This window comes from Streptosporangium heterodermiicola, from assembly GCF_051390675.1.
GTDB lineage: Bacteria > Actinomycetota > Actinomycetes > Streptosporangiales > Streptosporangiaceae > Streptosporangium.
The window spans coordinates 1-24141 of sequence record NZ_JBPJSR010000044.1 but is presented as its reverse complement, the minus strand read 5'-3'; the positions used below and the strand labels follow the sequence as shown (position 1 = coordinate 24141).

Annotated in this window: 21 protein-coding genes and 1 pseudogene; 13 read left to right on the top strand and 9 right to left on the bottom strand. The window is 70.0% G+C overall.

Annotated elements, in window-relative coordinates; translation table 11 throughout:
* Positions 1-6: 6 nt before the first annotated feature.
* The gene (locus tag ACSC1Q_RS41750; protein ID WP_436764287.1) at positions 7-1206 is read left to right on the top strand and encodes an MFS transporter; all 1200 of its coding nucleotides are present in this window, start codon (positions 7-9) and stop codon (positions 1204-1206) included.
* 84 nt (positions 1207-1290) lie between these two features.
* Here the strand turns inward: ACSC1Q_RS41750 and otsB are convergent, their stop codons facing one another.
* Both otsB and ACSC1Q_RS41740 read right to left on the bottom strand, forming a co-directional pair.
* On the bottom strand, positions 1291-2082 hold the full coding sequence (gene otsB, locus ACSC1Q_RS41745; protein ID WP_436764286.1) for a trehalose-phosphatase: 792 nt from the start codon (positions 2080-2082) through the stop codon (positions 1291-1293).
* A gap of 82 nt (positions 2083-2164) precedes the next feature.
* Positions 2165-2467 (bottom strand): DUF3263 domain-containing protein, encoded by a 303-nt coding sequence (locus ACSC1Q_RS41740; protein ID WP_436764285.1) that lies wholly within the window; start codon positions 2465-2467, stop codon positions 2165-2167.
* 138 nt (positions 2468-2605) lie between these two features.
* Between ACSC1Q_RS41740 and ACSC1Q_RS41735 the strand changes: the two genes are divergently transcribed.
* Positions 2606-3412 (top strand): SAM hydrolase/SAM-dependent halogenase family protein, encoded by an 807-nt coding sequence (locus tag ACSC1Q_RS41735; RefSeq protein WP_436764284.1) that lies wholly within the window; start codon positions 2606-2608, stop codon positions 3410-3412.
* Positions 3413-3939: 527 nt separating this feature from the next.
* The gene (locus tag ACSC1Q_RS41730; protein ID WP_436764283.1) at positions 3940-4524 is read left to right on the top strand and encodes a hypothetical protein; all 585 of its coding nucleotides are present in this window, start codon (positions 3940-3942) and stop codon (positions 4522-4524) included.
* 132 nt (positions 4525-4656) lie between these two features.
* Here the strand turns inward: ACSC1Q_RS41730 and ACSC1Q_RS41725 are convergent, their stop codons facing one another.
* The 5 genes from ACSC1Q_RS41725 to ACSC1Q_RS41705 form a co-directional block, all read right to left on the bottom strand.
* Positions 4657-5670, bottom strand: a complete 1014-nt coding sequence (locus ACSC1Q_RS41725; protein ID WP_436764282.1) for an ABC transporter ATP-binding protein — start codon at positions 5668-5670, stop codon at positions 4657-4659.
* Complete coding sequence (locus ACSC1Q_RS41720) at positions 5654-6691, bottom strand: ABC transporter ATP-binding protein (RefSeq protein WP_436764281.1); 1038 nt, start codon at positions 6689-6691, stop codon at positions 5654-5656. Before ACSC1Q_RS41720 ends, ACSC1Q_RS41725 begins: the two co-directional genes overlap by 17 nt.
* 8 nt (positions 6692-6699) lie before the next feature.
* Positions 6700-7641: an ABC transporter permease gene (locus ACSC1Q_RS41715; RefSeq protein ID WP_436764280.1), complete on the bottom strand. Its 942-nt coding sequence runs from the start codon at positions 7639-7641 to the stop codon at positions 6700-6702.
* The gene (locus ACSC1Q_RS41710; protein ID WP_436764279.1) at positions 7634-8572 is read right to left on the bottom strand and encodes an ABC transporter permease; all 939 of its coding nucleotides are present in this window, start codon (positions 8570-8572) and stop codon (positions 7634-7636) included. Before ACSC1Q_RS41710 ends, ACSC1Q_RS41715 begins: the two co-directional genes overlap by 8 nt.
* A gap of 116 nt (positions 8573-8688) precedes the next feature.
* Complete coding sequence (locus tag ACSC1Q_RS41705) at positions 8689-10320, bottom strand: peptide ABC transporter substrate-binding protein (RefSeq protein ID WP_436764278.1); 1632 nt, start codon at positions 10318-10320, stop codon at positions 8689-8691.
* A 501-nt stretch (positions 10321-10821) separates the two neighbouring features.
* Here ACSC1Q_RS41705 and ACSC1Q_RS41700 point away from each other — a divergent pair.
* From ACSC1Q_RS41700 to ACSC1Q_RS41685, 4 genes are all read left to right on the top strand, one after another.
* Positions 10822-11763: an ABC transporter permease gene (locus tag ACSC1Q_RS41700; RefSeq protein ID WP_436764277.1), complete on the top strand. Its 942-nt coding sequence runs from the start codon at positions 10822-10824 to the stop codon at positions 11761-11763.
* Entirely contained in the window at positions 11756-12625 is an 870-nt protein-coding gene (locus ACSC1Q_RS41695) for an ABC transporter ATP-binding protein (RefSeq protein ID WP_436764276.1), read from the top strand. Before ACSC1Q_RS41700 ends, ACSC1Q_RS41695 begins: the two co-directional genes overlap by 8 nt.
* 94 nt (positions 12626-12719) lie before the next feature.
* Complete coding sequence (locus ACSC1Q_RS41690) at positions 12720-13241, top strand: YbhB/YbcL family Raf kinase inhibitor-like protein (RefSeq protein WP_436764275.1); 522 nt, start codon at positions 12720-12722, stop codon at positions 13239-13241.
* 104 nt (positions 13242-13345) lie between these two features.
* Entirely contained in the window at positions 13346-13525 is a 180-nt protein-coding gene (locus ACSC1Q_RS41685) for a hypothetical protein (protein ID WP_329086969.1), read from the top strand.
* Positions 13526-13620: 95 nt separating this feature from the next.
* Here ACSC1Q_RS41685 and ACSC1Q_RS41680 read toward each other — a convergent pair.
* Positions 13621-13905 (bottom strand): annotated as a pseudogene (locus ACSC1Q_RS41680) (lysine 2,3-aminomutase); the annotation flags it as partial.
* Between the two features lie 298 nt (positions 13906-14203).
* Between ACSC1Q_RS41680 and ACSC1Q_RS41675 the strand changes: the two are divergent.
* The 5 genes from ACSC1Q_RS41675 (at position 14204) to ACSC1Q_RS41655 (ending at position 22214) form a co-directional block, all read left to right on the top strand.
* Complete coding sequence (locus tag ACSC1Q_RS41675) at positions 14204-14776, top strand: DUF1707 SHOCT-like domain-containing protein (RefSeq protein WP_436764274.1); 573 nt, start codon at positions 14204-14206, stop codon at positions 14774-14776.
* 72 nt (positions 14777-14848) lie between these two features.
* Positions 14849-15883 (top strand): phosphate acyltransferase PlsX, encoded by a 1035-nt coding sequence (gene plsX, locus ACSC1Q_RS41670; protein ID WP_436764273.1) that lies wholly within the window; start codon positions 14849-14851, stop codon positions 15881-15883.
* 288 nt (positions 15884-16171) lie between these two features.
* Positions 16172-18550 (top strand): HAD-IC family P-type ATPase, encoded by a 2379-nt coding sequence (locus ACSC1Q_RS41665; RefSeq protein ID WP_436764272.1) that lies wholly within the window; start codon positions 16172-16174, stop codon positions 18548-18550.
* Entirely contained in the window at positions 18547-20301 is a 1755-nt protein-coding gene (gene argS / locus ACSC1Q_RS41660; protein WP_436764271.1) for an arginine--tRNA ligase, read from the top strand. Before ACSC1Q_RS41665 ends, argS begins: the two co-directional genes overlap by 4 nt.
* A 143-nt stretch (positions 20302-20444) precedes the next feature.
* On the top strand, positions 20445-22214 hold the full coding sequence (locus tag ACSC1Q_RS41655) for a hypothetical protein (protein WP_436764270.1): 1770 nt from the start codon (positions 20445-20447) through the stop codon (positions 22212-22214).
* A 354-nt stretch (positions 22215-22568) separates the two neighbouring features.
* Here the strand turns inward: ACSC1Q_RS41655 and ACSC1Q_RS41650 are convergent, their stop codons facing one another.
* Positions 22569-22961, bottom strand: a complete 393-nt coding sequence (locus ACSC1Q_RS41650; protein WP_329086981.1) for a cell division protein SepF — start codon at positions 22959-22961, stop codon at positions 22569-22571.
* A gap of 206 nt (positions 22962-23167) precedes the next feature.
* Between ACSC1Q_RS41650 and ACSC1Q_RS41645 the strand changes: the two genes are divergently transcribed.
* Positions 23168-23956 carry a PhzF family phenazine biosynthesis protein gene (locus ACSC1Q_RS41645; protein WP_436764269.1) on the top strand — a complete coding sequence of 263 codons (789 nt, stop codon included), beginning with the start codon at positions 23168-23170 and terminating at the stop codon, positions 23954-23956.
* Positions 23957-24141 lie beyond the last annotated feature (185 nt).

Sequence of the window (24141 nt, the reverse complement as noted above, 5' to 3'; positions counted from 1 at the left end):
ACCGAGTTGACCGCGATCGCGCCCGTCCGGCTGATCCGCGACCGCGCGACCTGGCTGATCTACCTCCAGCTCGGCGTCTTCGCCACCTATCTGTACGGCCTCAGCGCCGCGCTCCCGCTGCTCCGCCTCGACCAGGGCCTGTCCCAGGCGGTCGCCGGCCTGCACGGGACGGCGATGGCCGTCGGCGGCATCGTCACCGGCCTCGTCCTGCCCTGGCTGACCGGGCGGATCGGCCGCCGGGCCGTCATCTGGACCGGGATGGCCGGGATGAGCGCCGGCACGCTCATGGTCGCGGCGGCCCCCACCGTGCTGCCGGTCACCCTCCTCGGGTACGGCGTCGCCAGCGGGATGGCCTCGATCGCCCTGTACGCGGGCATGGCCGCGCTCGACGACCGGCACGGCCCCGCGGGCCCGGCGGCGATCAGCGAGGCGAACGCCGTCTGCGTGACCGTCGGCATCGGGGTCCCGTTCGTGGTCAGCGCCGCCGCGCAGAGCGCCCTCGGCTGGCGGGCCGCGCTGCTGGTGACCCCCGCGCTGGCCGCACTGCTCGCGCTGGTCATGTGGCGCGTACGCGTCCCCGAGCCCCGGGAGACCACGGACGGCGCCGGGGAGGGCCGAGCCCGCTTCGGCTGGCGGTTCTACCTGGCCTCGGCCGTCCTGTTCTGCTGCGTGGCGATGGAGTTCTGCTTCAACCTGTGGGCGGCCAAGCTGTTCTCCGACCAGACCGGGACGCCCGCGGCGGTGGCCGCGACCGCGGTCGCCGCGTTCACCGCGGGGATGGCGGCCGGGCGGCTGGCCGGGGCGTGGCTGGCCCTGCGGATCCCCCCGACCGCGCTGTTCCTCGGCGCCCTCCTGGTCACGGCCGCCGGGTGGGCGATCTTCTGGCTGAGCACGAACCCGGTGTTCTCCTACGCGGGACTGGCCGTGTCGGGGCTGGGGGTCGCGTTGCACTTCCCGATGGCGCTGTCACGGGTGCTGGCCGCCTCCGGCGGGCGGCGGGACCGGGCGTCGGCGATGGCCTCGGTCTTCGCCGGGCTCGCGGTGGGGATCGGGCCGTTCCTGCTGGGCGCGCTGGCCGACGGGTTCGGCACCCAGCGGGCGTTCCTCATGGTCCCCGCCCTGATCGGACTCGCCGTCGGAGGGCTGCTGATCACCGCGAGGGGACTTTCCCGGGCAGGCGCCGCGGGCGCCGCCGGCCCCGCCTGAGCGGGCGATCCCGGACGGCCCGGTCCTGCCGGGCGAGCGCCACCGCCGGAGCGGGCGCCACCGCTTGGGCGGGCGCCCCTCGCCCTACACCCCGCCCCGCGCCTCGCCCTCGACGGCGTCGGCGATCGAGGTGAGGAGCTCCAGGACCCCCGGCGGCCCGTCCACCACGACGTCGGCCTCCACCTCGATCTCGGGCGACCCGCTGAACACCGTCACACCCGGCAGCCCGGAGGCCCGTACGGCCGCGAAGGCCGGGAGGTCCCCCAGGTCGTCCCCGGCGAACAGCACCGACCTGGCGGCCCGCTCGCCCAGGAAGGCGCTCAGCGCCACTCCCTTGTCCATCCCCGGCGGGCGCAGCTCCAGCACGAACTTGCCAGGCTCCACCACCAGCCCCGCCCCGGCGGCGAGCGCGGCGACCGGCTCGCGCAGCGCGTCGAGCGTCACCCACGGGTCGGCGGCCTGCCGGGTGTGCACGGCCACCGACCGCTCCTTGTCCTCGATCCGCACCCCGTCGATCCCCGCCACCAGCGGGACGAGCCCGGTGCGGGCGAGGTCGAGGCCGGGGTGGACGGGCGGCGCGGCGAGCGCCCCCGCCTCCCAGCGTTCGAGGCCGTAGTGCCCGAGCACGACCAGCCCCGGCACACCGGCCAGGGAGCCGTACTCGACGGCCGTGGCGGCCGGACGGCCGGTCACGATCACCACGGCGCCGACCAGGCGGCCGAGCCTGTCCAGCACCTCGGCCCCGCCCGGGTGGATCCTGGCCGCCGCGGGGTCGGGGACGATCGGGGACAGCGTGCCGTCGAAGTCGAGTCCGATCACCGCCCCCGCCGGGTCGGCGACGATCGCCTTCAGCCCGTCGGACGTATTCGTCGTCATGCTCGCCTCAGCCTGTCGAGTGTGTGCGCCGTCATGGCGGCCCCGCTCTCGCGAGTGCCGCCCGACCGGTCGTACCCGAACATCAGGGGCGCAAGCCCATTTTCCGGGCGGCTCGATCGCGGCGCCGGGTCTCGCGGAGCCGGCGCAGGCGCTTGACCAGCATCGGGTCGTGGGCGAGCGCCGCCGGCAGGTCGATGAGCTCGCTGAGCAACTGGTAGTAGCGGGTCGCGGAGATGTCGAAGGTCTCGCGGACCGCCTGCTCCTTGGCGCCCGCGTAGCGCCACCACTGGCGCTCGAAGGCGAGCAGCTCACGCTCCCGGTCGGTGAGAGCCCTCGGAGCGGGCTCCGGAGCGGCGTCGTCACCGGAACCCGGCGCGGTGTCCATCGCCTCCTCCTTCCTCGGGATCTTCCTCGGGATCCTCGGGGCACGCGGCGATCACACCGCGCACGCGCGGCCCGAAGTCAGGATAGTCCGGAATTTCGTGCTGTTCATGACGGATGTGGAGACGTACAGTCACCAGATGTGACCTCTGTCATCAGCCTTCTCACCGACTACGGACTGGAAGACGGCTACATCGCCGCATGTCACGGCGTGATCGTCGGAATCTCTCCGGAGTCGCGGATCATTGACGTGTGCCATCTGGTCCCCTCGGGGGACGTACGGCGCGGAGCGGCGATCCTGGCCCAGACGATCGCCTACCTTCCCCCCGGCGTGCACGTCGCCGTGGTGGATCCCGCCGGCGGCGGCTCGCGCCGGGCGGTGGCCGTCGAGGCCGGCGACCACGTGTTCCTGGGCCCGGACAACGGGCTGCTGTCGTGGGCGATCCACGCCAGCGGGGGCGCGCGGGCCGCCTACGAGCTCTCCAACAGGGAGCTCTTCCTGAAACCGGTCTCGCCGACCTTCCACGGGCGCGACCTCTTCGCCCCGGTGGCGGCGCACCTGACGATCGGGTGCCCTCCGTCGGAGCTGGGGCCGGAGATCCCGCTGGAGCGGCTCGTCTCGCTGCCCGCGCCCACCTCCACCGTCCAGGAGGGCTACGTCGAGGGGGAGGTGCTGTCGATCGACCGGCACGGCAACGCCCAGCTGTCGATCGGCTCCGGCGACCTGGTGACGCTGGACGTCGAGCCCGGGGACACGCTGGTGGTCTGGCTGGGCAGGCGGCGGCTCTCGGTGCCGTTCAAGGAGACCTTCGCCGCGGTCCCGCCCGGGGAGGTCGTGGCCTTCACCGACTCGGCCGGGCTGGTCGCGCTCGCGGTCAACTCCGGTGACGCCTCGCAGCGGCTGGGCCTGCCGCCCGGGGCCCACGTGCGTCTCTCCCCCGCGCCCTGACCCCCCTGTCCCACCCTGAAACGCGCACCAAAAGCGATTTAAGAGGAAATCGCCTCATGCATCAGGTCGTTCAGTGGAATGTCTTTTCAGTTGACAGCTTGTCTCCCCCGTAATTACGCATGCCGGAATTTCGATGACGTTTCCCGATCCCTCGTGAAAAATGGTGCCACTTCGTCTCCCCTGTCGTTCCCGGCGGGCCTCCTCCGCAACGGTTCCCCCGTGGAGCAGGGCCTCCCGGCCGTGCCGACCCCCGGAAGGCCGGTCCCGGCCGAATATACGGGCTGACCTGGCAATTAAGGAATTCGGCGGGGCGTGACGGGGCGAGCGTGGCCCGATCGGAACGGCGGTCGGCCGAAGTTCGTTCGGTTATGACCCCGCGATCATTGCCACAAGCTGACCATTCTTGACCCTCCAGAAAGCATGTCGCTGGATAGTCTCACTCCCGTTACTTTGAGTAGCCGCGCGCAGACGGTCCGTTCCAGAGGCCCCAGACACTGCCGCGACGATTTCCTTCCAGGGGGAACACAATGATTCGTCGTCTTCTCATCACCTCCGCGTGTGTCGGCATCGCCGTCATCGCACCGGCCGCGGTCGCGTCCGCGTCCACCTCCTCCACCTCCACGGCCAAGGTCACCGCCCAGTCGGTCGTCAAGGCCGCCGCCCAGGCCAAGGCCGCCAAGAAGTCCTCCGACTGCTGCGGCGGCGTCGGCGTCGTCAGCGGCGCTTCGGCCTTCATCCCGACGAGCACCGTCACGTACGGCACCACCGTCATCCCCACGGCCGTGACCAGTGGCATCGGCTGCGGCGGCGGCATCTACGGCGGCGGCGTCTACGGGGGCGGCTTCGGCGGCGGCCTCTACAGCGGCGGCTGCTACGGCGGCGGCATCTACGGCGGCGGCGTCTACGGGGGCGGCTTCGGCGGCGGCTTCTACGGCGGCGGCTTCGGCGGCGGCTTCGGCGGGGGCGGCTTCGGCGGCGGCCTCTTCGGCCGCGGCGGCGGCATCGGCGGCATCGGCGGCGGCAACATCATCAGCAACGGCAGCGGAGTCGGCCACGGCGTCGGCGTCGGCGGCCTGGTCGGCATCGGCGGCATCGGCGTCGACATCCTCTAGCGGGGACGTCCTCAAGCAGGACGGGCACCCTGCGGTAAATCGGTAGAGCAGACAGGGCGCGGCCTCCACAACTCCATGTGGGGGCCGCGCCCTTCGCCGTTCCAAGCTCCCCTGAGCTCTCCCGGAACCTCCCTACACGTGGATCACGTCGTGGGTCTCGGCGAAGTGGCAGGCGCTCGCGTGCGCGGTGCCGGGCCGGATCTGCAGCAGCGGCTCCTCGACGGAGCAGATCTCCCGGGCCTTCCAGCACCGCGTACGGAACCGGCAGCCCGACGGCGGGTTGGCGGGGGACGGCGGGTCGCCCTGGAGGATGATCCGCTCGCGTCGCTCGCGCCCCTCGGGGTCGGGCACCGGGACGGCCGACAGCAGCGCCTGGGTGTAGGGGTGCGCGGGCCGGTCGTAGATCTCGACGTCCTTGCCGATCTCCACCATCTTGCCCAGGTACATCACCCCGACCCGGTCCGAGATGTGCCGGACCACCGACAGGTCGTGGGCGATGAAGACGTACGCGAGGCCGAACTCGTCCTGCAGCCGCTCCAGCAGGTTCACGACCTGCGCCTGGATCGACACGTCCAGCGCGGAGACCGGCTCGTCACAGACGATGATCTCCGGCTGGAGCGCCAGCCCGCGGGCGATCCCGATGCGCTGGCGCTGGCCGCCGGAGAACTGGTGCGGGTAGCGGTTGACGTGGTCGGGGTTGAGGCCCACCACTTCGAGGAGCTCCTGGACCTTGCCGCGCCGGTCGCCCTTGGGGGCGACCTCCTTGTGGATCTCGAACGGCTCCCCGATGATGTCGCCCACGGTCATCCGGGGGTTCAGCGAGGTGTACGGGTCCTGCATGACCATCTGGATGTTGCGGCGGGCCCGCTTGAGGTCGCCGCGCCTGGCGTCGGCGATCTCCCGGCCGTTGATCCGCACCGAGCCCGAGGTCGGCCGCTCCAGCGCCATCAGGAGCTTGGCCAGCGTGGACTTGCCGCACCCGGACTCGCCCACGATGCCGAGCGTCTCGCCCCGGCGCAGGTCGAAGGAGACCCCGTCGACGGCCTTGATCGCGCCGACCTGCCTGCGCAGGACGACGCCCTGGGTCAGTGGGAAGTGCTTGACCAGGTCGCGGACCTCAAGGATCGGCTCACCCGTGGCTGCCATCGAGGACCTCCCTCCAGTAGTGACACGCGCTGCCGCGCGTCGGGCCGATCTCGTACAGCGGGGGCGCGTCGACGACGCAGTTGTCCTGACGGTACGGACAGCGGGGGTGGAAGGCGCAGCCCGAGGGCATGTCGAGCAGGTTCGGCGGCATGCCCTTGATGGCGTACAGCTCCTGCCCCTTCAGGTCGACCCGGGGAATCGAGTCGAGCAGGCCCTTGGCGTACGGGTGGGCGGGCCTGCGGTAGATGTCGTGCACGAGGGCGTTCTCCACGATCCGCCCGCCGTACATGACCGCGATCTTGTCGGCGACGTCGGCCACCACGCCGAGGTCGTGGGTGATCAGGATCAGGCCCATGTCGCTCTCGCGGCGCAGCTCGCCCAGGAGTTCCATGATCTGGGCCTGCACCGTCACGTCGAGGGCGGTGGTCGGCTCGTCGGCGATCAGCACCTCGGGGTCGAGCGCGATCGACATCGCGATCATGATGCGCTGGCGCATGCCCCCGGAGAACTGGTGGGGGTAGTCGTGCACCCGCTGCCTGGCGGCCGGGATGCGGACCCGGTCCATCAGCTCGATCGCCTTCTGCTGGGCGTCGCGCTTGGAGGCGCCCCGGTGCACCCGGAACATCTCCCCGATCTGGGCGCCGACGGTGAACACCGGGTTCAGCGCGGAGAGCGCGTCCTGGAAGATCATCGCGATTCGCCGGCCGCGCACCTGGGTGCGGGCCTCCTCCGACAGCTCCAGCAGGTTCGTGCCCCGGAAGCGAATCTCGCCCCTGGGAACGCGGGCCGGCGGGGAGTCGAGGATGCCCATGATGGCCTGCGCGGTCACCGACTTGCCCGAGCCGGACTCGCCGAGCACCGCGAGCGTCTCCCCGGCGTTCAGCGAGTAGCTGACCCCGTTGACCGCCTTGACCACGCCCTGCCTGGTCACGAACTCCACGTGCAGGTCGTCGACGGCGAGCAGCGGCTCGCCGCCCGGCGCCTCCCTGGACGGCACCACCGGCGTTGAGGTCTTCTTCACGGGTCCCCCTACCGCAGCTTCGGGTCGAGGGCGTCGCGGACGGCGTCGCCCAGCATGATGAAGGCCAGCACCGTCAGGCTCAGGAACAGCGCCGGGAACAGCAGCGCCCACGGCGCCTCCAGGAAGCGCTCCCTGGCGTCGGAGATCATGAGCCCCCAGGAGATGTCGGGCGAGCGCAGTCCCACGCCGAGGAAGGACAGACCGGCCTCGGCGGCGATGAAGTAGCCCAGGTTGATCGTGGCGACCACGATCACCGAGGCGACCGCGTTCGGCAGGATGTGCCGGAACATGATCCTCGACGCGGAGGCGCCGAGCGCCCTCGCCGCGAGCACGTAGTCCTGGCTCTTGGCGGTGATCACCGCCGCCCTCATGATCCGGTACGTCATCGGCCAGGTCAGCACCGCCAGCGCGAGCATGACGGTCCACACGTTGCCCGTGCGGAAGACCGCCAGGATGAGCAGGGCGCCGAGGATCGACGGGATCGCGAAGAAGATCTCCGTGAGCCGGGAGAGCACGGTGTCCAGCACGCCGCCCCTGAAACCCGCGAAGAGACCGAGCAGGCCGCCCACGATCGCGGTGACGACGGTGGTGGCCAGCCCGACCACGATCGAGTTGCGGGCGCCGTAGATGGTCCGGGCGTAGATGTCGCAGCCCTGGTTGTCGGTGCCGAACCAGTGGGCCTCGCCCATGCCCAGCCGGGCGTCGCCCAGGTTGCAGTTCTTGGCGTCGAACGGGTTCACCGAGGTGAACAGCGAGGGGACCACCGCCATGACGACCAGGACGGCGATGAGGACGGAGGCCCCGATGAAGAGCGGGCGGCGGCGCAGGTCGTACCAGGCGTCGCCCCACAGGCTCGCGGCCTTGGGCGCCTTGGTGCCCTTGCCCCTCCTCGGCCTGCCGTGCTTGGGGTTCCCGGTCTGCCCTCCGGCCGGGACAAGGGTGTCACTCATAGCGGATCCTCGGGTCGAGCACGGCGTAGAGCAGGTCGACGACCAGGTTGGCCAGGATGTAGATCAGCACCAGCACGGTCACGATGCCGACGACCACGGGCTGCTCGCGCAGGTACACGGAGCTGAACAGCTGCTGGCCGATTCCCGGCAGGTTGAAGATCGTCTCGGTGATCACCGCGCCGCCCATCAACGTGCCGAGGTCGGCGCCCAGGTAGGTGACGAGCGGGATCAGCGCGTTGCGCAGCGCGTGCCGCCCGACGATCCGGCTCCTGGGCAGGCCCTTGGCCACCGCGGTGCGGATGTAGTCGGCGCGCAGGATCTCCACCAGGCTGTTCCTGGCGAGCCGGGTGAGATAGGCGATCGACGTCCCGGCGAGCACGAAGCCGGGCAGCAGGTAGCTGCGCCAGCCCTCCGTCACGCCCGCGACGGGGAAGAGGTCGATCCCGGCCTGCTTGAGCTTCACGCCCAGCAGCAGCTGGAGCACGAAACCGGTGACCAGGGTGGGGACGGAGATCAGCACCAGGGTGGAGGCGAGGATCATCGAGTCGCTGGCCCTGCCGTGGCGCAGCGCCGCGTACAGGCCGAGCCCCACGCCGATGACGGCCTCCATCACCAGGGCGGTCGCCGCCAGGTTGATGGTCACCTGGAACTTGCCGGCCATGATCTCGTCGACGCCGACACCCGCGAAGGTGGTACCGAAGTCGCCGCCGAGCAGGCCGACGACGTAGTACCAGTACTGCACCAGGAACGGGTCGTTCAGGTGGTACTGCTCGCGCAGGATCGCGACGATGTTGGGGTCTATGCGCTTCTCGCCCGCCAGCGCCGCGATGGGGTCACCGGGCAGCGCGAACACGATGGCGTAGATGAGCAGGGTGGAGCCCACCAGGACTGGTATCGCCTGGATCAGGCGCCTGAGAATGTAACGGCCCATTCGTATCTCCCGTAGGTGCCCGGGGGCGATCTCGCGGACCGGCGGGTCGCGCGGCGCCGCGAGATCGTTCCGGGCGGCCAGTGGGGCCGGGCTTCCGCCCGGCCCTCAACCGGTCGTCAGCTGGCCTTCTCGACCTCGGTCCACTCGACCTGGTTGAGAAGATTGATCTTGACGCCCTTGACGTGCTGGGAGAACGCGGCGTTGGTCCGGTAGAAGTACACCGGGATGTACGGCAGCTCCTTGATCAGGATGTCGTCGGCCTGCTGGTAGAACTTCAGGCCCTCCTCCTGCGTCGCGGCGGTGTCGCCCTTGGCCAGGAGCTCGTCGAACTCCTTGTTCGACCAGCCGGCGTAGTTGGAGCCGGTCTTGATCGCGACGGTGGAGAAGATCGGGGTCAGGTAGTTCTCCGCCGACGGGTAGTCGATCGCCCAGCCCATGCGGAACAGGCCGCCGTAGGTCTTCTTGTCGAGCTCGTCGAGAATCGAGGCGAACTTCTCGAAGGGCTTGACCGTCACCTCGATGCCCAGGTTGGCGCGGAGGCTGTTCGCGACGGCCTCGATCCACTCCTTGTGCGGGCCGTCGGTGTTGTAGCCCAGCTCCAGCGTCTTGGGACCGTTGTTCTCGGCGTACTGCGCCTTGGCCTTGTCGGGCTCGTAGCTGCAGGCCGCGCAGGCACCGGCGCGGTAGCCGTCGAGGAGGGGGTTGATGAAGTCGTCAGCCGGGGCGCGCGTGCCGGAGAAGACCTTGTCGGCGATGGTCGCGCGGTCGATCGCCATGGAGATGGCCTCGCGGACCTTCACGTTCGCGTACGTCTTGTTGTACTGCAGCGGGAAGCCGATGTAGCCGACGCCGGCGTCCGCCTCGTCCAGGTAGCGCTCGCCGAGCTCCGACTTGGCCCGCGCGATCGCCGACGGGGGCAGCGAGTCGTGGACGTCGAGGTTGCCCGCGGCCAGGTCGTTGAACGCGGTCTCCGGGCTCGTGTAGAGCTTGAACTGGAGCTTGGCGAACTTCGGCTTCGTCCCGGCGAACTTGTCGTACCGGGTGAGGTCGATCGTCTGGTCGGTGCCCTTGTTGTAGGGCTTGTCGATCTGGAAGTAGCCCTGGCCGATCGGCTTCTTGGCGAACTCCTCGGTGACCTTGCCGTCGGGGCCGAAGGCCGCCTTGGGCAGCGGGTAGAACGCCGTGTAGCCCAGCATCGTCTTGAACTGCGAGAACGGCTTGGCGAGGGTGACGGTGAAGGTGCTCTCGTCGACGACCTTGAGGCCCTTCATCTCCTTGGTGGAGACGGTCTGGCCCTCACCCGGGTTCAGGTCGGCCCAGCCGTCGACCCGGGCGAAGAAGCCGTTGGCGCCCTGGACGTTGTCCTGGTTGGCGGCGTAGTTCCACGCGTCGACGTAGTTCTGCGCGATCAGCTTCTCGCCGTTGTGCCAGGTGTAGCCGGGCTTGAGCTTGATCGTCCACACCGTGTTGTCGGGCGACTCGATCGACTCGGCGACCTCGTCCACGACCTGCTTGTTCTCGTCGTAGCCGACCAGGGGGGCGAAGATGGCGGCCAGGACCTCGGAGCCCTCGGACTCGGTGGTGTCACCGGGGTAGAAGAGCTTCTGCGGCTCGCCGAGCTCCATGCGCACGGGCTGGTCGGCCGCGGCCGACCCGCCGTCAGAAGGCGTGGAGCCGCCACACGCGGTCAGCGCGAGGGCGAGCAGCGCGGTGCCGGCGGTGAGCCGCGCACCCTTAGTAACACGCATTGCGGTAAATCCTCCCTTTGCAGGCTTACGTCGACACTGAGTCCGTGATCCGAGCACCGCGAAAGAGGATCTTGTGGTCCCTGCTTCCCGCTGCTCCGGTCCGGGTGCTGACGCCACACCGATCGATCGCGACTATTCCCTACCGCTCCACACCGACTTATATCTGTGATGTTGCAGTTCGGTCACGCATGAACCGATTCGGCGTCACATACCTGCCAACTTGACGATGTCAAGATCCCGGATGTGTATGAAAACGACATCCAGGCACACGTAGGACATGAACGGTCACGTCAAAATACCCCCGTACCGGCACTGCTCGCATCCGTTACCTCCCGATGACCCTGACCTGGGCCTGCGCTGACTCGGCTGTCAAGGGCCAGGTATCCCCGTGGAGAACCGCTCAATCCCCCTGGAACCTGTTGCCCGGAGATCCCGTCCAATGTGTGCGGCGGACCCCCGCCGCAGGCACTTCATCCACTCGCATCCAATAGAGTCCTTGCCATGAGCCAGCCGGAATCCGCGATCGCGGACGCCCAGGCGGGCGGCCCGAGTAACGGCACCCCCGCGCAGGGGCAAGAGCCGCTGGCCAAGCTCGCCGCGCGCCACGGACTTCGGCGTGCCATCGCACGCCCGAGTCTGTTCGTCTACCTGCGCCAGCTGTGGGAACGACGGCACTTCGTCATGACGTACGCCACGTCGCGCAACGTCTCGAAGTACAGCAACTCGGCTCTGGGCCAGCTGTGGCAGGTCATCACGCCACTGCTCAACGCCGCCATCTACTTCCTGATGTTCGGCCTGATCCTCGGCGCGAGCAAGGGCATCCCCAACTACCCGGCCTTCCTCATCACCGGGATGTTCGTCTTCACCTACACCCAGCGCTCGGTGAGCGGCGGCGCCAGGGCGATCTCCGGCAACCTGTCGCTGATCCGCGCTCTGCACTTCCCGCGCGCCGCGCTCCCGCTCGCCTACACGATCCAGGAGTTCCAGCAGCTGCTCATCTCCATGGGCGTGCTGTTCGGGCTGGTGCTGCTCACCAATGAGCCCATCACCCTGTACTGGCTGCTGATCCCGGTCGCCCTGGCGCTGCAGACCATGTTCAACATCGGCGCGAGCCTGGTGCTCGCCCGGTTCGGCTCCACCGCCCGAGACCTGAACCAGCTGCTCCCCTTCATCATGCGCACCTGGCTCTACGCCTCCGGCGTCTTCTTCTCCATCGAGGACAAGGTCGTGGGCCCGGGCGGCGCCGGCCTCCCCCAGTGGGTCGCCGACGTCATGTACTTCAACCCCGCCGCCGCGTACATCGAGCTCATGCGGGACCTGCTCATGAATACCCATGACCCCCGGCCGTACATCTGGGCGGTCTGCGTATTCTGGGCGGTGTTCGCTCTGCTCGGCGGGTTCTGGTACTTCTGGCGAGCAGAGGAGAAGTACGGCCGTGGCTGAGTTGACCGAGGAGCTGTCCCGAGTGAAGGCCGAGGAGCCCGCCGTGCCGAGCACGGACGTCAGGGTGCACCCCAATCCTGAACCCGCCCCCGCCCCCGCGCCCGCCGACGAGCGCGAGGGCACACCCACGGTCATCGTGGACGATCTGCACATCATCTACCGGGTGTACGGCGCGGCCAGCGACACGGAGAAGGGCAACGCCGTCAACGCCCTCATGCGCCTCGTCAAGCGCCAGGGACGGCCGCAGATGAAGGAGGTCCACGCCGTGCGCGGCGTCTCCTTCGTGGCCCGCCACGGCGACGCCATCGGCATCGTCGGCCGCAACGGCTCGGGCAAGTCCACGCTGCTGCGCGCGATCGCCGGCCTCCTGCCCCCGCACTCCGGCGCCGTGTACACCGACGGCCAGCCATCCCTGCTCGGCGTCAACGCCGCGCTGATGCGCGAGCTCACCGGCGAGCGCAACATCGTCCTCGGCTGCTACGCGATGGGCATGAACCCCGCGCAGGTCAAGGAGAAGTACGACGACATCGTCGACTTCTCCGGCATCGGGGAGTTCGTGCAGTTCCCCATGTCGACCTACTCCTCGGGCATGGGCGCCAGGCTCCGCTTCGCCATCGCCTCGGCCAAGTCCCACGACGTGCTGCTCATCGACGAGGCCCTCGCCACCGGCGACCGCGAGTTCCGGCGCAAGAGCCAGGACCGCATCAAGAAGATGCGCGACGAGGCCGGCACCGTCTTCCTGGTCGCCCACAACCTCGACGTGATCGAGGAGACCTGCAACCGGGTCATCTGGCTGCACAAGGGCAAGATCAGGATGGACGGCGACCCGAAGACGGTCCTCGCCGCCTACAACAAGGTCTGACCCTCCGGACACCGGGGTCTCCGAACGTCAGGGGGCCCGGCGGCAGGGCAGGATGAGGAGCGACCGACAAGACGCTTCTCATCGGAGGTGAATCGTGTCCACGCGGCCACCGATTCCGTACGACTTCCTGCCCCAGGTTCCCGCGCTGACCGTCGAGAGCGACGACGTCCGCGACGGCGAGCGCATGGCGGAGACCCACGTGTTCGACGACTGGGGCTCCACCGGCCAGAACGTCTCCCCCCACCTGCGCTGGTCCGGCGCACCCGAGGGCACCCTCAGCTACGCCGTGACGTGCTTCGACCCCGACGCCCCCACCGGGAGCGGGTTCTGGCACTGGCTGCTGTTCGACATCCCCGCCGACGTGACCGAGCTGCCCGCCGGCGCGGGTGCCGGCGACGGCGGCGTGGGCGTGCACGGGCGCAACGACTACAGCCACAACGCCTACGGCGGCGCCGCGCCCCCGCCCGGGGACCCGCACCGCTACATCTTCGCGGTGCACGCCCTCGACGTGGAGAAACTCGGCCTCGACGCCGACACCCCGCCCGCCGTGGTGGGCTTCAACATCACCGCCCACACCGTGGCGCGCGGGTACGTGACGCCCGAATACCAGAACTAGCGCGATACGTCACGTCCCGGGGTGGGACACGGGAGGCAATGGACTGACAGCGTGTTCGGTGTTCCGGTATGATTCGAACGTTGTTTCGATCCAAGGAAGCCGTCATGGAGTGGGGGCGCGCGATGCGAGAGCTGTCCACCGCGATCGACCACCTGTCCGTCGAGGACCCGTCAGAGATTCCGCGTCTCCAGCTGACCGAGCAGCTCATCGAGCTGCACTGGCAGATGGCCAGACTCCAGGCCGAGATCGCCCGTCGCACCTCCGTGCGGGGCCCCGGACGCTGAGGCGACGGAAACCGGCCGGTGCGCACCGGCCGGTTTCCCCGCTGTCCTTCCCCGTCGTCACGAGCTCCTGTGGGCACCGCCCACGAGAGGGCGGATCAGGCCGACAGCCGCCGGGGGGCGACGGTGGCGGGCTCGAAGGGGAAGCGGCCGGCGAAGGCCGGGCACAGGCCGGTGAGCCACACGGCCTCCGGGCCGTACCTCGCGAAGAAGGGACGCCCGGCCAGCTCGGGATCGCGCGCCTGGATGAGGTGGAGCACGAAGACCCTCTGCCCCGCGACCTCCGCGACACCGTCCAGGCAGACCTTGCCCGGCGTGGCGGACATCGACGGGCCCCGCACGGTGCGGCACAGCCCGGAGACGCTCGCGTACGCGCCCCTATAGCGGCGGAGCACCGGCGCACTCATGATCACCGGGTCTCCGCCAGGCCGCCTCTGCGCAGCAGGTCGTCGAGGTGTTTCACGGTGTATGCCCGGAATCCGCGCCTGGAAGCTTCGCTCAAGATCACCAATCCTTCGCCGAGGCTCTCGTCCTGGTTGCGGCAAAACTCGCCGGCCCTTCATGAGTTACGAACGTGTTACACACCGGACGTAAGCCGACCTATAGCCGGTTCCATATCTCGGCGATTTCTTCTCCTCGGAAATATCGCGATATATCTTGAATGGTCGTACACTCACAGGCATGACGTCCTATGACCCCGTTCTGCGCGCCTCCGACGCCGATCGCGACCATGTGGCCGCGGTGCTGGGTGAGGCGTTCGCCACCGGCCGCCTCACCAGCGTCGAGCACGCCGACCGGCTGGCGGCCGCCTACACCGCCGTCACGACGGACGACCTCGTCCCCGTCACCCGCGACCTGCCCGACGTCACCGCGCCCGCCCGCGGGGTCGCCACCGAGCGGCAGGAGGTCGCCGCCGTCTTCAGCAAGGTCGTGCGCGGCGGGCGCTGGATCGCCGGGCGGCACACCGCGCTGCGCGCCACCTTCGGCGCGCTGATCGTCGACCTGTCCGACGCCGTGCTGCCGGGCCGGGAGATCACCCTTGAGGTCAACTCCCACTGCGGCAAGCTGATCGTCAGGGTCCCCCGCGACGCCCACGTCATCGACGAGGTCGGCGCGCTGTTCGCCAAGCGCAGCATCTCCGGCGGCACCGGCGACGGGGACGGCCCGGTCATCAGGGTCGTCGGCCGGGCCACCTTCGGCAAGATCATCGTCTCGCGGGAGAGAAGCGACTGGAATCTCCCCGGCACTCCCTGATCAGCCCCACGGAACGATCCGGTCCTGAGCCCGCCTACGATGCGGACAAACCATCCCGCACGAGGTGACCGCTTGCCTGAGACCGACGCTCCCGGCGTCCTGCCGATCGCCCTGGACGCGATGGGCGGCGACAACGCCCCCGACGAGATCGTGGCGGGAGCCGTGCTGGCGGTGCGAGAGCACGGGATCTCCGTCGTGCTCGTCGGCGCCCCCCGCCCCCTGTCCGAGGCCCTCTCCCGGTACGACGCGACCACCGAGATCCCGATCGTCCGCGCCGAGGAGGCCCTCGCCATGGACGAGGGCGCCCTCGCCAGCCTGCGCCGCCCGCGCTCCAGCATCGCCGTCGCCTGCCACCTCGTACGGCGGGGCGACGCCTGCGCCGTGGTCTCCGCCGGGTCCACCGCCGGGATCGTGGCCACCGGGAAGCTCAGGCTCCGCGGCCAGCCGGGAGTGCTCAGGCCCGCCATCGCCGTCGCCCTGCCGACCAGGCCCACCCCGACCGTCCTGCTGGACGCCGGGGCGAACGCCGAGGTCAAGCCGGAGATGCTGGTGCAGTTCGCCCACCTCGGCGCCGCCTACGCGGAGACCGCCCTGGGCGTCGAGCACCCCAGGATCGGCCTGCTGACCATCGGCAGCGAACCGGAGAAGGGCAACAAGCTCGTCAAGCGGGCCCACGAGCTGCTCTCGGCCGCCCCCGGGCTCGACTTCGCGGGCAACATCGAGGGCCACGACCTGCTCACCCGCACCGTGGACGTCATCGTCGCCGACGGCTTCACCGGCAACGTGGCGCTCAAGACCATGGAGGGCAGCGTCCGCTACGCCTTCGCCGAGCTCCGCGAGACGATCAACGAGAGCCGGGCGGCCAGGGTCGGCGGCCTGCTGCAGAAGAGGCGCATCAGGGAGCTCTACCGGCGGCTCGACCCCGAGGTCCACGGCGGGGCCGTGCTGCTCGGCCTGAACGGCACCGTGGTCATCGCGCACGGCGACTCGCACGCCAAGGGGGTGAGCTCCGCCTGCGTGCTCGCGGCCAGGCTGGCCCAGGAGGGCGTGGTGAACCGCATCGGCGAGCGCCTCGCCTCCGCCCCCCGCCCGCACCGCCTCTGGTGACACAGCGCCGCGCTTCGCCGCCTACTCCGGTGACACCACCGGCACCCAGTCCTCGACACCGGCCAGGCACGCCTCCGACGAACTGCTGACCCCCTTCACTCACGTCCCGGTGACGAGGTCCTGTCCGGCGGCTTCGTGGTCGCCGGAAGGAGCGCCTACGTCCCTTCGGTCACAGATCGCGCATGGGCCGCCCATCTGCAGTGATATTTCCGGTGTATCGGGTGTTGCCTCCTACCGCGTTCTCCGGCCCCGCGTACCCTGAGTCCCAGTCGATCGGCGGGGGGCCGCGTGGAGCAGGTGACGGAACGGGGGCTGACCTCGGCCGAGGTCGCCGAGCGCGTGGCCGCGGGGCAGGTCAACGACGTCAGGCGCCGGTCGAGCAGGTCGGTCGCGGCGATCGTCAGGGCCAACGTCCTCACCCTCTTCAACGGGGTGATCGGCGTCCTCTGGGTGCTGATCATGATCTTCGGGGAGTGGCAGGACGGCCTCTTCGGACTGGTGATCGTGGCCAACGCGGGCATCGGCATCGTCCAGGAGCTCCGCGCCAAGCGCACCCTCGACCGGCTCGCCATCGTCAACGAGTCCCCGGTCAGGGTCCGCAGGGACGGCTCGGACACCGAGATCCCACCCCGGCAGGTCGTGCTCGGCGACCTCGTCCTGCTCTCCTCCGGCGACCAGCTGCTGGTCGACGGCGAGGTCGTGGACGCCGACGGCCTGGAGGCGGACGAGTCACTGCTGACCGGCGAGGCCGACCCGGTGCACAAGCGTCCCGGCGACGAGGTCCTGTCCGGCAGCTTCGTGGTCGCCGGAAGGGGCGCCTACGTCGCGACCAGGGTCGGCCGCGACGCCTACGCGGCCAGGCTCGCCGAGGAGGCCAGCGCGTTCAGCCTGTCCCACTCGGAGCTGCGCGAAGGCGTCACCCGGTTCATCAAGTACGTGACCTGGCTGGTCATCCCGATCGGCGCCCTGCTCACCTGGAGCCAGGTCAGCAGGCGGACGAGCGTCGGCGAGGCCGTCACCGGCACGGTCGCGGGCATCGTCACCATGATCCCCGAGGGCCTGGTCCTGATGACCAGCATCGCCTTCGCCGTCGGCGTGATCCGGCTGGGCAGGCGCCGCTGCCTGGTCCAGGAACTGCCCGCGATCGAGATCCTGGCCCGGGTCGACACGCTCTGCCTCGACAAGACCGGCACCCTCACCTCGGGCGGCATGGAACTCGACGAGGTCCGCCCGCTCCGCGACGACCTCCCCGTGCACGAGGCCCTGGGCGCGCTGGCCAACCTCGACCCCGACCCCAACCCCACCGCCCGCGCCGTCCAGGCCCGCTACCCCGACTCGCCCGGCTGGACCGCCGCCGCGAAGGTCCCCTTCTCCTCGGCCCGCAAGTGGAGCGGCGCCGAGTTCGACGACCACGGCGGCTGGGTGCTGGGCGCCCCCGACATCCTCCTGCCGCCCGGCACCCCCGGATACGACGAGGCCGGGGCACTCGCCGCCACCGGCCTGCGGGTGCTCGCCCTGTGCCGGGTCACCTCGTTGGGCGACCCCGACGACCTCGGCACCGTCGAGGCCGCGGCCGTCGTCGTGCTCAGGCAGCGGATCCGCCCGGACGCGGCCGAGACCCTCGCCTACTTCGCCGGGCAGCGCGTCACCGTCAAGGTCATCTCCGGCGACAACCCCGAGTCGGTGTCGGCCATCGCCACCTCGCTGGGCATCCCCGGCGGGGAGCGCGCGGTGGACGCCCGCACCCTGCCGGAGGACGACCCGGAGAAGCTCGCCGAGATCATGGAGGCCAACACCGTCTTCGGCCGGGTCAGCCCGCACCAGAAGCGGCTGTTCGTCGGCGCGCTCCAGTCGCGCGGCCACACGGTCGCGATGACCGGCGACGGCGTGAACGACGTGCTCGCGCTCAAGGACGCCGACCTCGGCGTGGCGATGGGCTCCGGCAGCGGCGCCGCCCGGGCGGTCGCCCAGGTCGTGCTGATGGACGACAGCTTCGCCGGCCTCCCCTCCGTGGTGGGCGAGGGCCGCCGGGTGCTGGCCAACATCGAACGGGTCGCCGGGCTCTTCCTGACCAAGACCTTCTACGCGATCGTGCTCTCCCTGCTCACCGGGGTCATCGGGCTCGCGTTCCCGTTCGCGCCCCGGCACTCCACGCTGATCAACGCCCTGACGATCGGCATCCCGGCCTTCTTCCTCGCGCTCGCGCCGAGCAACGAGCGCGCCAGGAGCGGCTTCGTGCCCCGCGTGCTCCGCCTGGCGGTCCCCGCCGGGATCGTCTGCGCCGCCGCCGTCTACCTGTCGTACTGGATCGCCCAGAGCGGGTCCGCCACCCTGGAGGAGAGCCGCACCTCCGCGGTGATCACGCTGTTCGTGGCCGCCTGGTGGGTGCTCGTCCTGGTCGCCCGCCCGTACGTGTGGTGGCGGGTGGCGCTCGTGGCCGCCATGGCCGGACTGTTCGCGCTCGCCCTCGCCGTCCCGTTCGCCCGCGAGTTCTTCGCGCTCACCCTGGGCGGCCCCGCCGCCGGTCTCACCGCGACCGGGCTCGGCGTCGCCGCCGGGGTCGTGCTGACGGGCGTCTTCGCGATCGCGCGATCCCGCCGCACGGAGCCGGGCCCGGGTGATATCAAATCGGTTCAGGACCGGCCAGCCGATACCCTTGGAGCATGACCGACCCGCAGCTCGCACTGACCGAGCGCGTCCAGCAGGCGCTGGCCGCCGCCTTCGGTGCGGAACACTCCGACGCAGACCCGCTGATCCGTCCCTCGCAGTTCGCCGACTACCAGGCGAACGTCGCGATGAGCCTGAGCAAGCGACTGCGACGGTCCCCGCGGGAGGTCGCCCAGGAGATCGCCGAGCACCTCACCGGCCGGGCCGGAGACGCCCAGGACGACCCGTTCCCCGGCACCGTCGAGGTCAGCGGCCCCGGCTTCCTCAACCTCACCCTCTCCGACGCCTGGATCGCGGAGCGGGCCTCCGAGATCCTGGCCGACCCGCGCACCGGCGTGAGCCTGGCCGCCTCGCCGCGGACCATCGTGATCGACTACTCCGCGCCCAACGCGGCCAAGGAGATGCACGTCGGCCACCTGCGCACCACGATCGTGGGCGACGCGCTCGCCAGGGTCCACGAGCACCTGGGCCACAAGGTCATCCGGCAGAACCACCTCGGCGACTGGGGCACGCCGTTCGGCATGCTCATCGAGCACCTGCTCGACATCGGCGAGGAGACCGCCGTCGCCCAGCTGGAGGCCGGCGAGGGCAACGCCTACTACCAGGCGGCCCGCCTGAAGTTCGACACCGACCCCGAGTTCAACAGGCGCGCCCGCACCCGGGTCGTCACCCTGCAGGCCGAAGAGCCCGAGACGATGCGCCTGTGGCACATCTTCATGGACGCCACGGTCCGTTACTTCAACAAGGTCTACGTCCAGCTCGGCGTGACGCTGACCGACGACGACATCGCCGGTGAGAGCATGTACAACCACGTGCTCGCCCAGGTCTGCGACGAGCTGCAGGAGCGCGGCATCGCCGTCCTCAGCGACGGCGCGCTCTGCGTCTTCCCGCCCGGCTACACCGGCCGCGAGGGCCAGCCGCTGCCCCTGATGATCCGCAAGAGCGACGGCGGCTACGGCTACGGCACCACCGACATGGCCACGATCCGCTACCGGGTCCAGGACCTCAAGGCCGACCGCATCCTCTACGTGATCGGCGTGACCCAGTCGCTGCACATGTCGATGGTGTTCGACTCCGCCAGGCTCGCGGGCTGGCTGCCCGACCACGTCAGGGCCGAGCACGTCCAGATCGGCAGCGTGCTGGGCTCCGACGGCAAGATGTTCAAGACCAGGAGCGGTAAGTCCATCAAGCTCGTGGAGCTGCTCGACGAGGCCGAGACCAGGGCCGCCGAGGTGCTCAGGACCAGCGACTACACCGACGCCGAGCGCACCGAGATCGCGCACGCCGTCGGCATGGGCGCGGTCAAGTACGCCGACCTGTCGGTCAGCCACGACAGCGAGTACGTCTTCGACTTCGACCGTATGCTCGCCCTGACCGGCAACACCGGCCCCTACCTGCAGTACGCCCAGGCCCGCATCCGCTCCATCTTCCGCAGGGGCGGGGTGAGCCCGGCCGAGGCGACCGGCCCGATCGTGCTGGGCCACCCGGCCGAGCGCGCCCTGGCGCTGCGGCTCCTCGGGTTCGGCTCGGTCGTCGAGGAGATGGCCGAGAACTCGGCGCCCCACAAGACGGCCTCCTACCTCTTCGACACCGCGAGCGCCTTCACCACGTTCTTCGAGAACTGCCCGGTGCTGAAGGACGACGTCGACGCGGCCACCCGCGCCTCGCGGCTCGCCCTGTGCGCGCTCACCCTGAAGGTGATGGAGACCGGCCTGAGCCTTCTCGGCGTCCCGGCCCCCGAGCGCATGTAACCTGTCCACCAGATGATCGTCTTTATTGGGAAAATGAAGACGATCATCTGGCAAAGTCATGTTCGGCGCGCCTCCCCGCGGGGATGTCCCAAGCGCAATACGCTGGCGCGGTCATCGGTCACAACTTCGGGGAGCTCTCTGCCTTGAGCACGGACCTGACCGCGAACGTGAGCACGGACACCGCGAGCCTGAGCACCGACCTGACCGCGGACCTGGGCACGAGCCTCAGCACTGACATGGGCACGAGCCTGAGCACCGACCTGGCCGCGACGCCGGCCGCGGATCCTGCGGCGAGTGCCGACCCGGATCCGGCCGTGGACGTGGACATCGCCCCCGCCCCGGGTACGAACACCGGCCTGCCCCCGGGCCTGGACCTCGACCTGGCCACCGGCTCGGGTACGACCAGCGCGAGCAGGGACACCGCGACCTCCCCCACCGAGGCCCCGGACGCCAACGCATCACGCGCGGAGGCGGAGCTGCGCCGCCGTGTCGACGCGCTCCTCACCGACCTGGCCGCCGGCATCGTCCCCACCGGCACACCGACGGGCTTCGACGACACACCCGAGCACCTGTCCGGCCACTGGCTGGCTCCGGCAGTCGAGGCGCTCGTGCTGCTCGTACGCGGCGAGGAGTCACTCGAACCCCTCGCCCGCGCCGCACAGCGTGACGAGCGGCGGACCGCGCTCTTCCTCTGTCTCGCCCTCGCCGTGGCCGGTCAGGGCGACCGCATCCACGCCTCATGGCTCGGTACCGCCTTCGGAGAGCTCTCCCTGGACCGCCCGGTGACCCACGGCCAGCGGGCACTCTGGCTCGCCGCCGCTCGCGGGGCGTACGGCCCGGCGGGGAAGATCTTCGTACTCCGCAAGCTCGACGCGGTGGCCGCCTCTCCCGCGTCCGAGCCCGACCGGTGGCTGCGCGCGCTCGTCCCCGACGAGCCCTCCACGGCCGTGTCACCGGCTCTGGCCGGTTTCACGGAACTCGCCGAACTCCCAGAGCTCGCCACCCCCGTACACGCCGCCGCCCGGCTGGCCCACCTGCTCGACCGCTGCGCCGAGATCACCTCGGCCCGCGAGAGCCGGGGAGGCGACGGCGCCACCGCGGGGAAGACCGATTCCGTTTCCGTGAGCGGTTCCGCGGCCCGGCCCGACGGTGGCGCGGCCGACGAGGCGCGTGACCACGCGGGGGGAATCGCCGGTGGCCTGGTCGACCTCGCACTCGTCACCGCCGCGCGGGCGGACCGCTCAGGCGAGGCGTCCGTCGTGTGGAGCGAGGACGAGCCGCTGACCGTCCTTCGCCGGCTGGCGGGTTCCGGTGTCCACGAGCGGCCGATGAGACCGCTCGCCGGTCACCTGCTCGGCGACCTGCGTCCCGGCTCCCACCCCTACCTGGCGGCGATCGCGCTCCACGTGGCCGCGCCCATCGTACGGACCGCGGCCGAGACCCTCGCCGAGGCCACCCGGGCAGAGGCCCCCGAGTCGGTCACCATGCCGATCCTCGGCCACCAGGTGACGCTCAGACCCGAGGGTCCGGATCCCGAGTCGCTGGGTGCCGCCGAGGAGCGGATCGCCACCGAGGGAGCACCGGCTCGCGGCCGTCCCTGGGCGGCCTACGTACTGCTCGCCCTCGCCCCGGTGATCCTGGTGATCGCGCTCGTCCTTCCCCTTCTTCCTCTCGCGCCGCTCGCACTCCTGCCGGCCGCGGGAGGCGCTTACAGGCTGTGGCGCAGGCGACAGCGTGAGCGGGCGGACGCCGAATACGTCATCGCGCAGCTCGCCGAGCTCAGGGAGCTCGCCCAGGGCGCGGTGTGGGCACTGCACGAGTACGCCCACGAGTCGGAGGGCCGGATCAAGACGGCGACCTCCGACCTGGCCGAGCTCAACCGCCTGCTCCGCCGGGGCCCCCGAGCGGGCTGACCGCCCGCCACCGGCGTCACCGTCGCTGTCATCACCCGGCTCAGCCGTTCGCGAGTCCGCGGTGTGTCCTCGCGAGGCCTTCGCATCGGCGCGTATCACCGAGCGCGTCCTCCACGTCGATGCGCGTAATGCCGGGAGCGTCCTTCACGTCGGCGCGTACCATACGGCGCGGCTTCTCACCGGTGGGGGGCATCGGTGGGTGGCCTTGACGCACGGCCTCGGCACGTGGCCTCGGTGCACGGCCTCGGCATCGATGCGAGGCCCGTCGCCGAAGGCCGAAGCCGGCCTCGCACCCGTACCGGGTCCGATCGCTCACGATCAGTCGGGACCCGTACCGGCGAGACCGCTCCGGCGTCAGCCGTTGGTGATCTCCACCTCGGCGGGGGCCAGCAGGAAGACCTTCTCCGCGATCCGCTCGATGCGCCCCTCGCAGCCGTACGCCAGCCCCGCGACGAAGTCGACCATGCGGGTGGCCTCGGCGGTGCTCATACCGCTGACATCCATGATGACGGTCTGACCGTCGCGGAAGTGCTGCCCGATGACCGGTGCGTCGTTGTACTTCATCGGTGTCAGCATCACGATCCGCGAGGGCTCGTTCATCGCGCGCCAGCGCTTGGCCGCGCGCTCCGAGGCAGACTGCCAGTCTTCCTCCTCGCCCTCGACCTCGTCCTCGTAGTCGTAGGACTCGTCATAATGCTCGGCCCCGCCCAGGCCAAGGTAGCTCGCCACCTTGCGCACTGCCCCCATCGGCTCGTCCTTTCGCCAGGACCACGCCGTACCCGGCCTGTCCCTACACCTTGGACGGTAACCGACGACGAGAAGTTCGCCATGCGACACGCCCAGCGCTTATTTCCACTTTGTACGGCTACCGCACTGGTTTGCCTGATCCCCGACTTTGCCTGATCTCCTGACCCAACTTCAACCGATATCTTCGGCGCCGCTAGCATCGCGTCATGCTCGTCTACACGGTCGATTCGTTTACCGATGAATTTTTCAAGGGTAACCCCGCGGGGGTCTGCGTACTCGGCAATCCGGTCCCTGACACCTGGATGCAGTCCGTGGCGGCGGAGATGAGGCACTCCGAGACAGCCTTCCTGCTCGGAGCGGAGGACGGCGGACCGTACCCGCTCCGTTGGTTCACGCCGGTGACCGAGGTGGCCCTGTGCGGGCATGCGACCCTGGCCGCGGCGCATGTGCTGTATTCCACGGGAACGGTCCCAGAAACCCTCGAATTCTCAACGAAGAGTGGAATCCTGTCCGTGACCAGGGATAAATACGACTTAATCCGCATGGATTTCCCAGCAAAAGTACTCCAAGCGACGGTCCCTCCAGAGGGACTGATCGGTGCGCTCGGAGTTAAACCTGTTTGGACAGGAAAAAATGTTTGGGATTATCTCGTGGAGGTCGAGTCCGAGGACGCCGTGCTCGCCACCGCCCCCGACTTCCGCGCCCTGGAGGCCGTCGACGCGAGGGGAGTCATCGTGACGGCTCGGGCCTCGCGCCCCGGCGCCGACTACGTGTCCCGATTCTTCGCTCCCAGGGTCGGGGTCCCCGAGGATCCGGTCACGGGCTCCGCCCATTGCGCGCTCGCGCCATACTGGTCGGCCAAACTCGGTTCCGACAGGTTGGTGGGCGCCCAACTGTCAGAGCGCGGGGGTGTGGTCCGCACGGCTGTGCGGGGCGACCGGGTCGAACTCTCGGGAACCGCGGTCACCGTTCTTTCCGGCGAACTCCACGCCTAGGGCTTCGTCTGTCCTCCGGGTTTCGTGATTCCGGCTTCCGGGTTTCGTGACTCCGAATCCGCTCAGCGGCCGTCGTTTCCACAACCCTCCGGTCCGCAGAGCCTTCATGCCCTCCACCCTGCCCTTAACGTGGACGCCCCCTTAACGCGAAAAGGGCCCCCACCGGCCGGTGGAGGCCCCTCCCC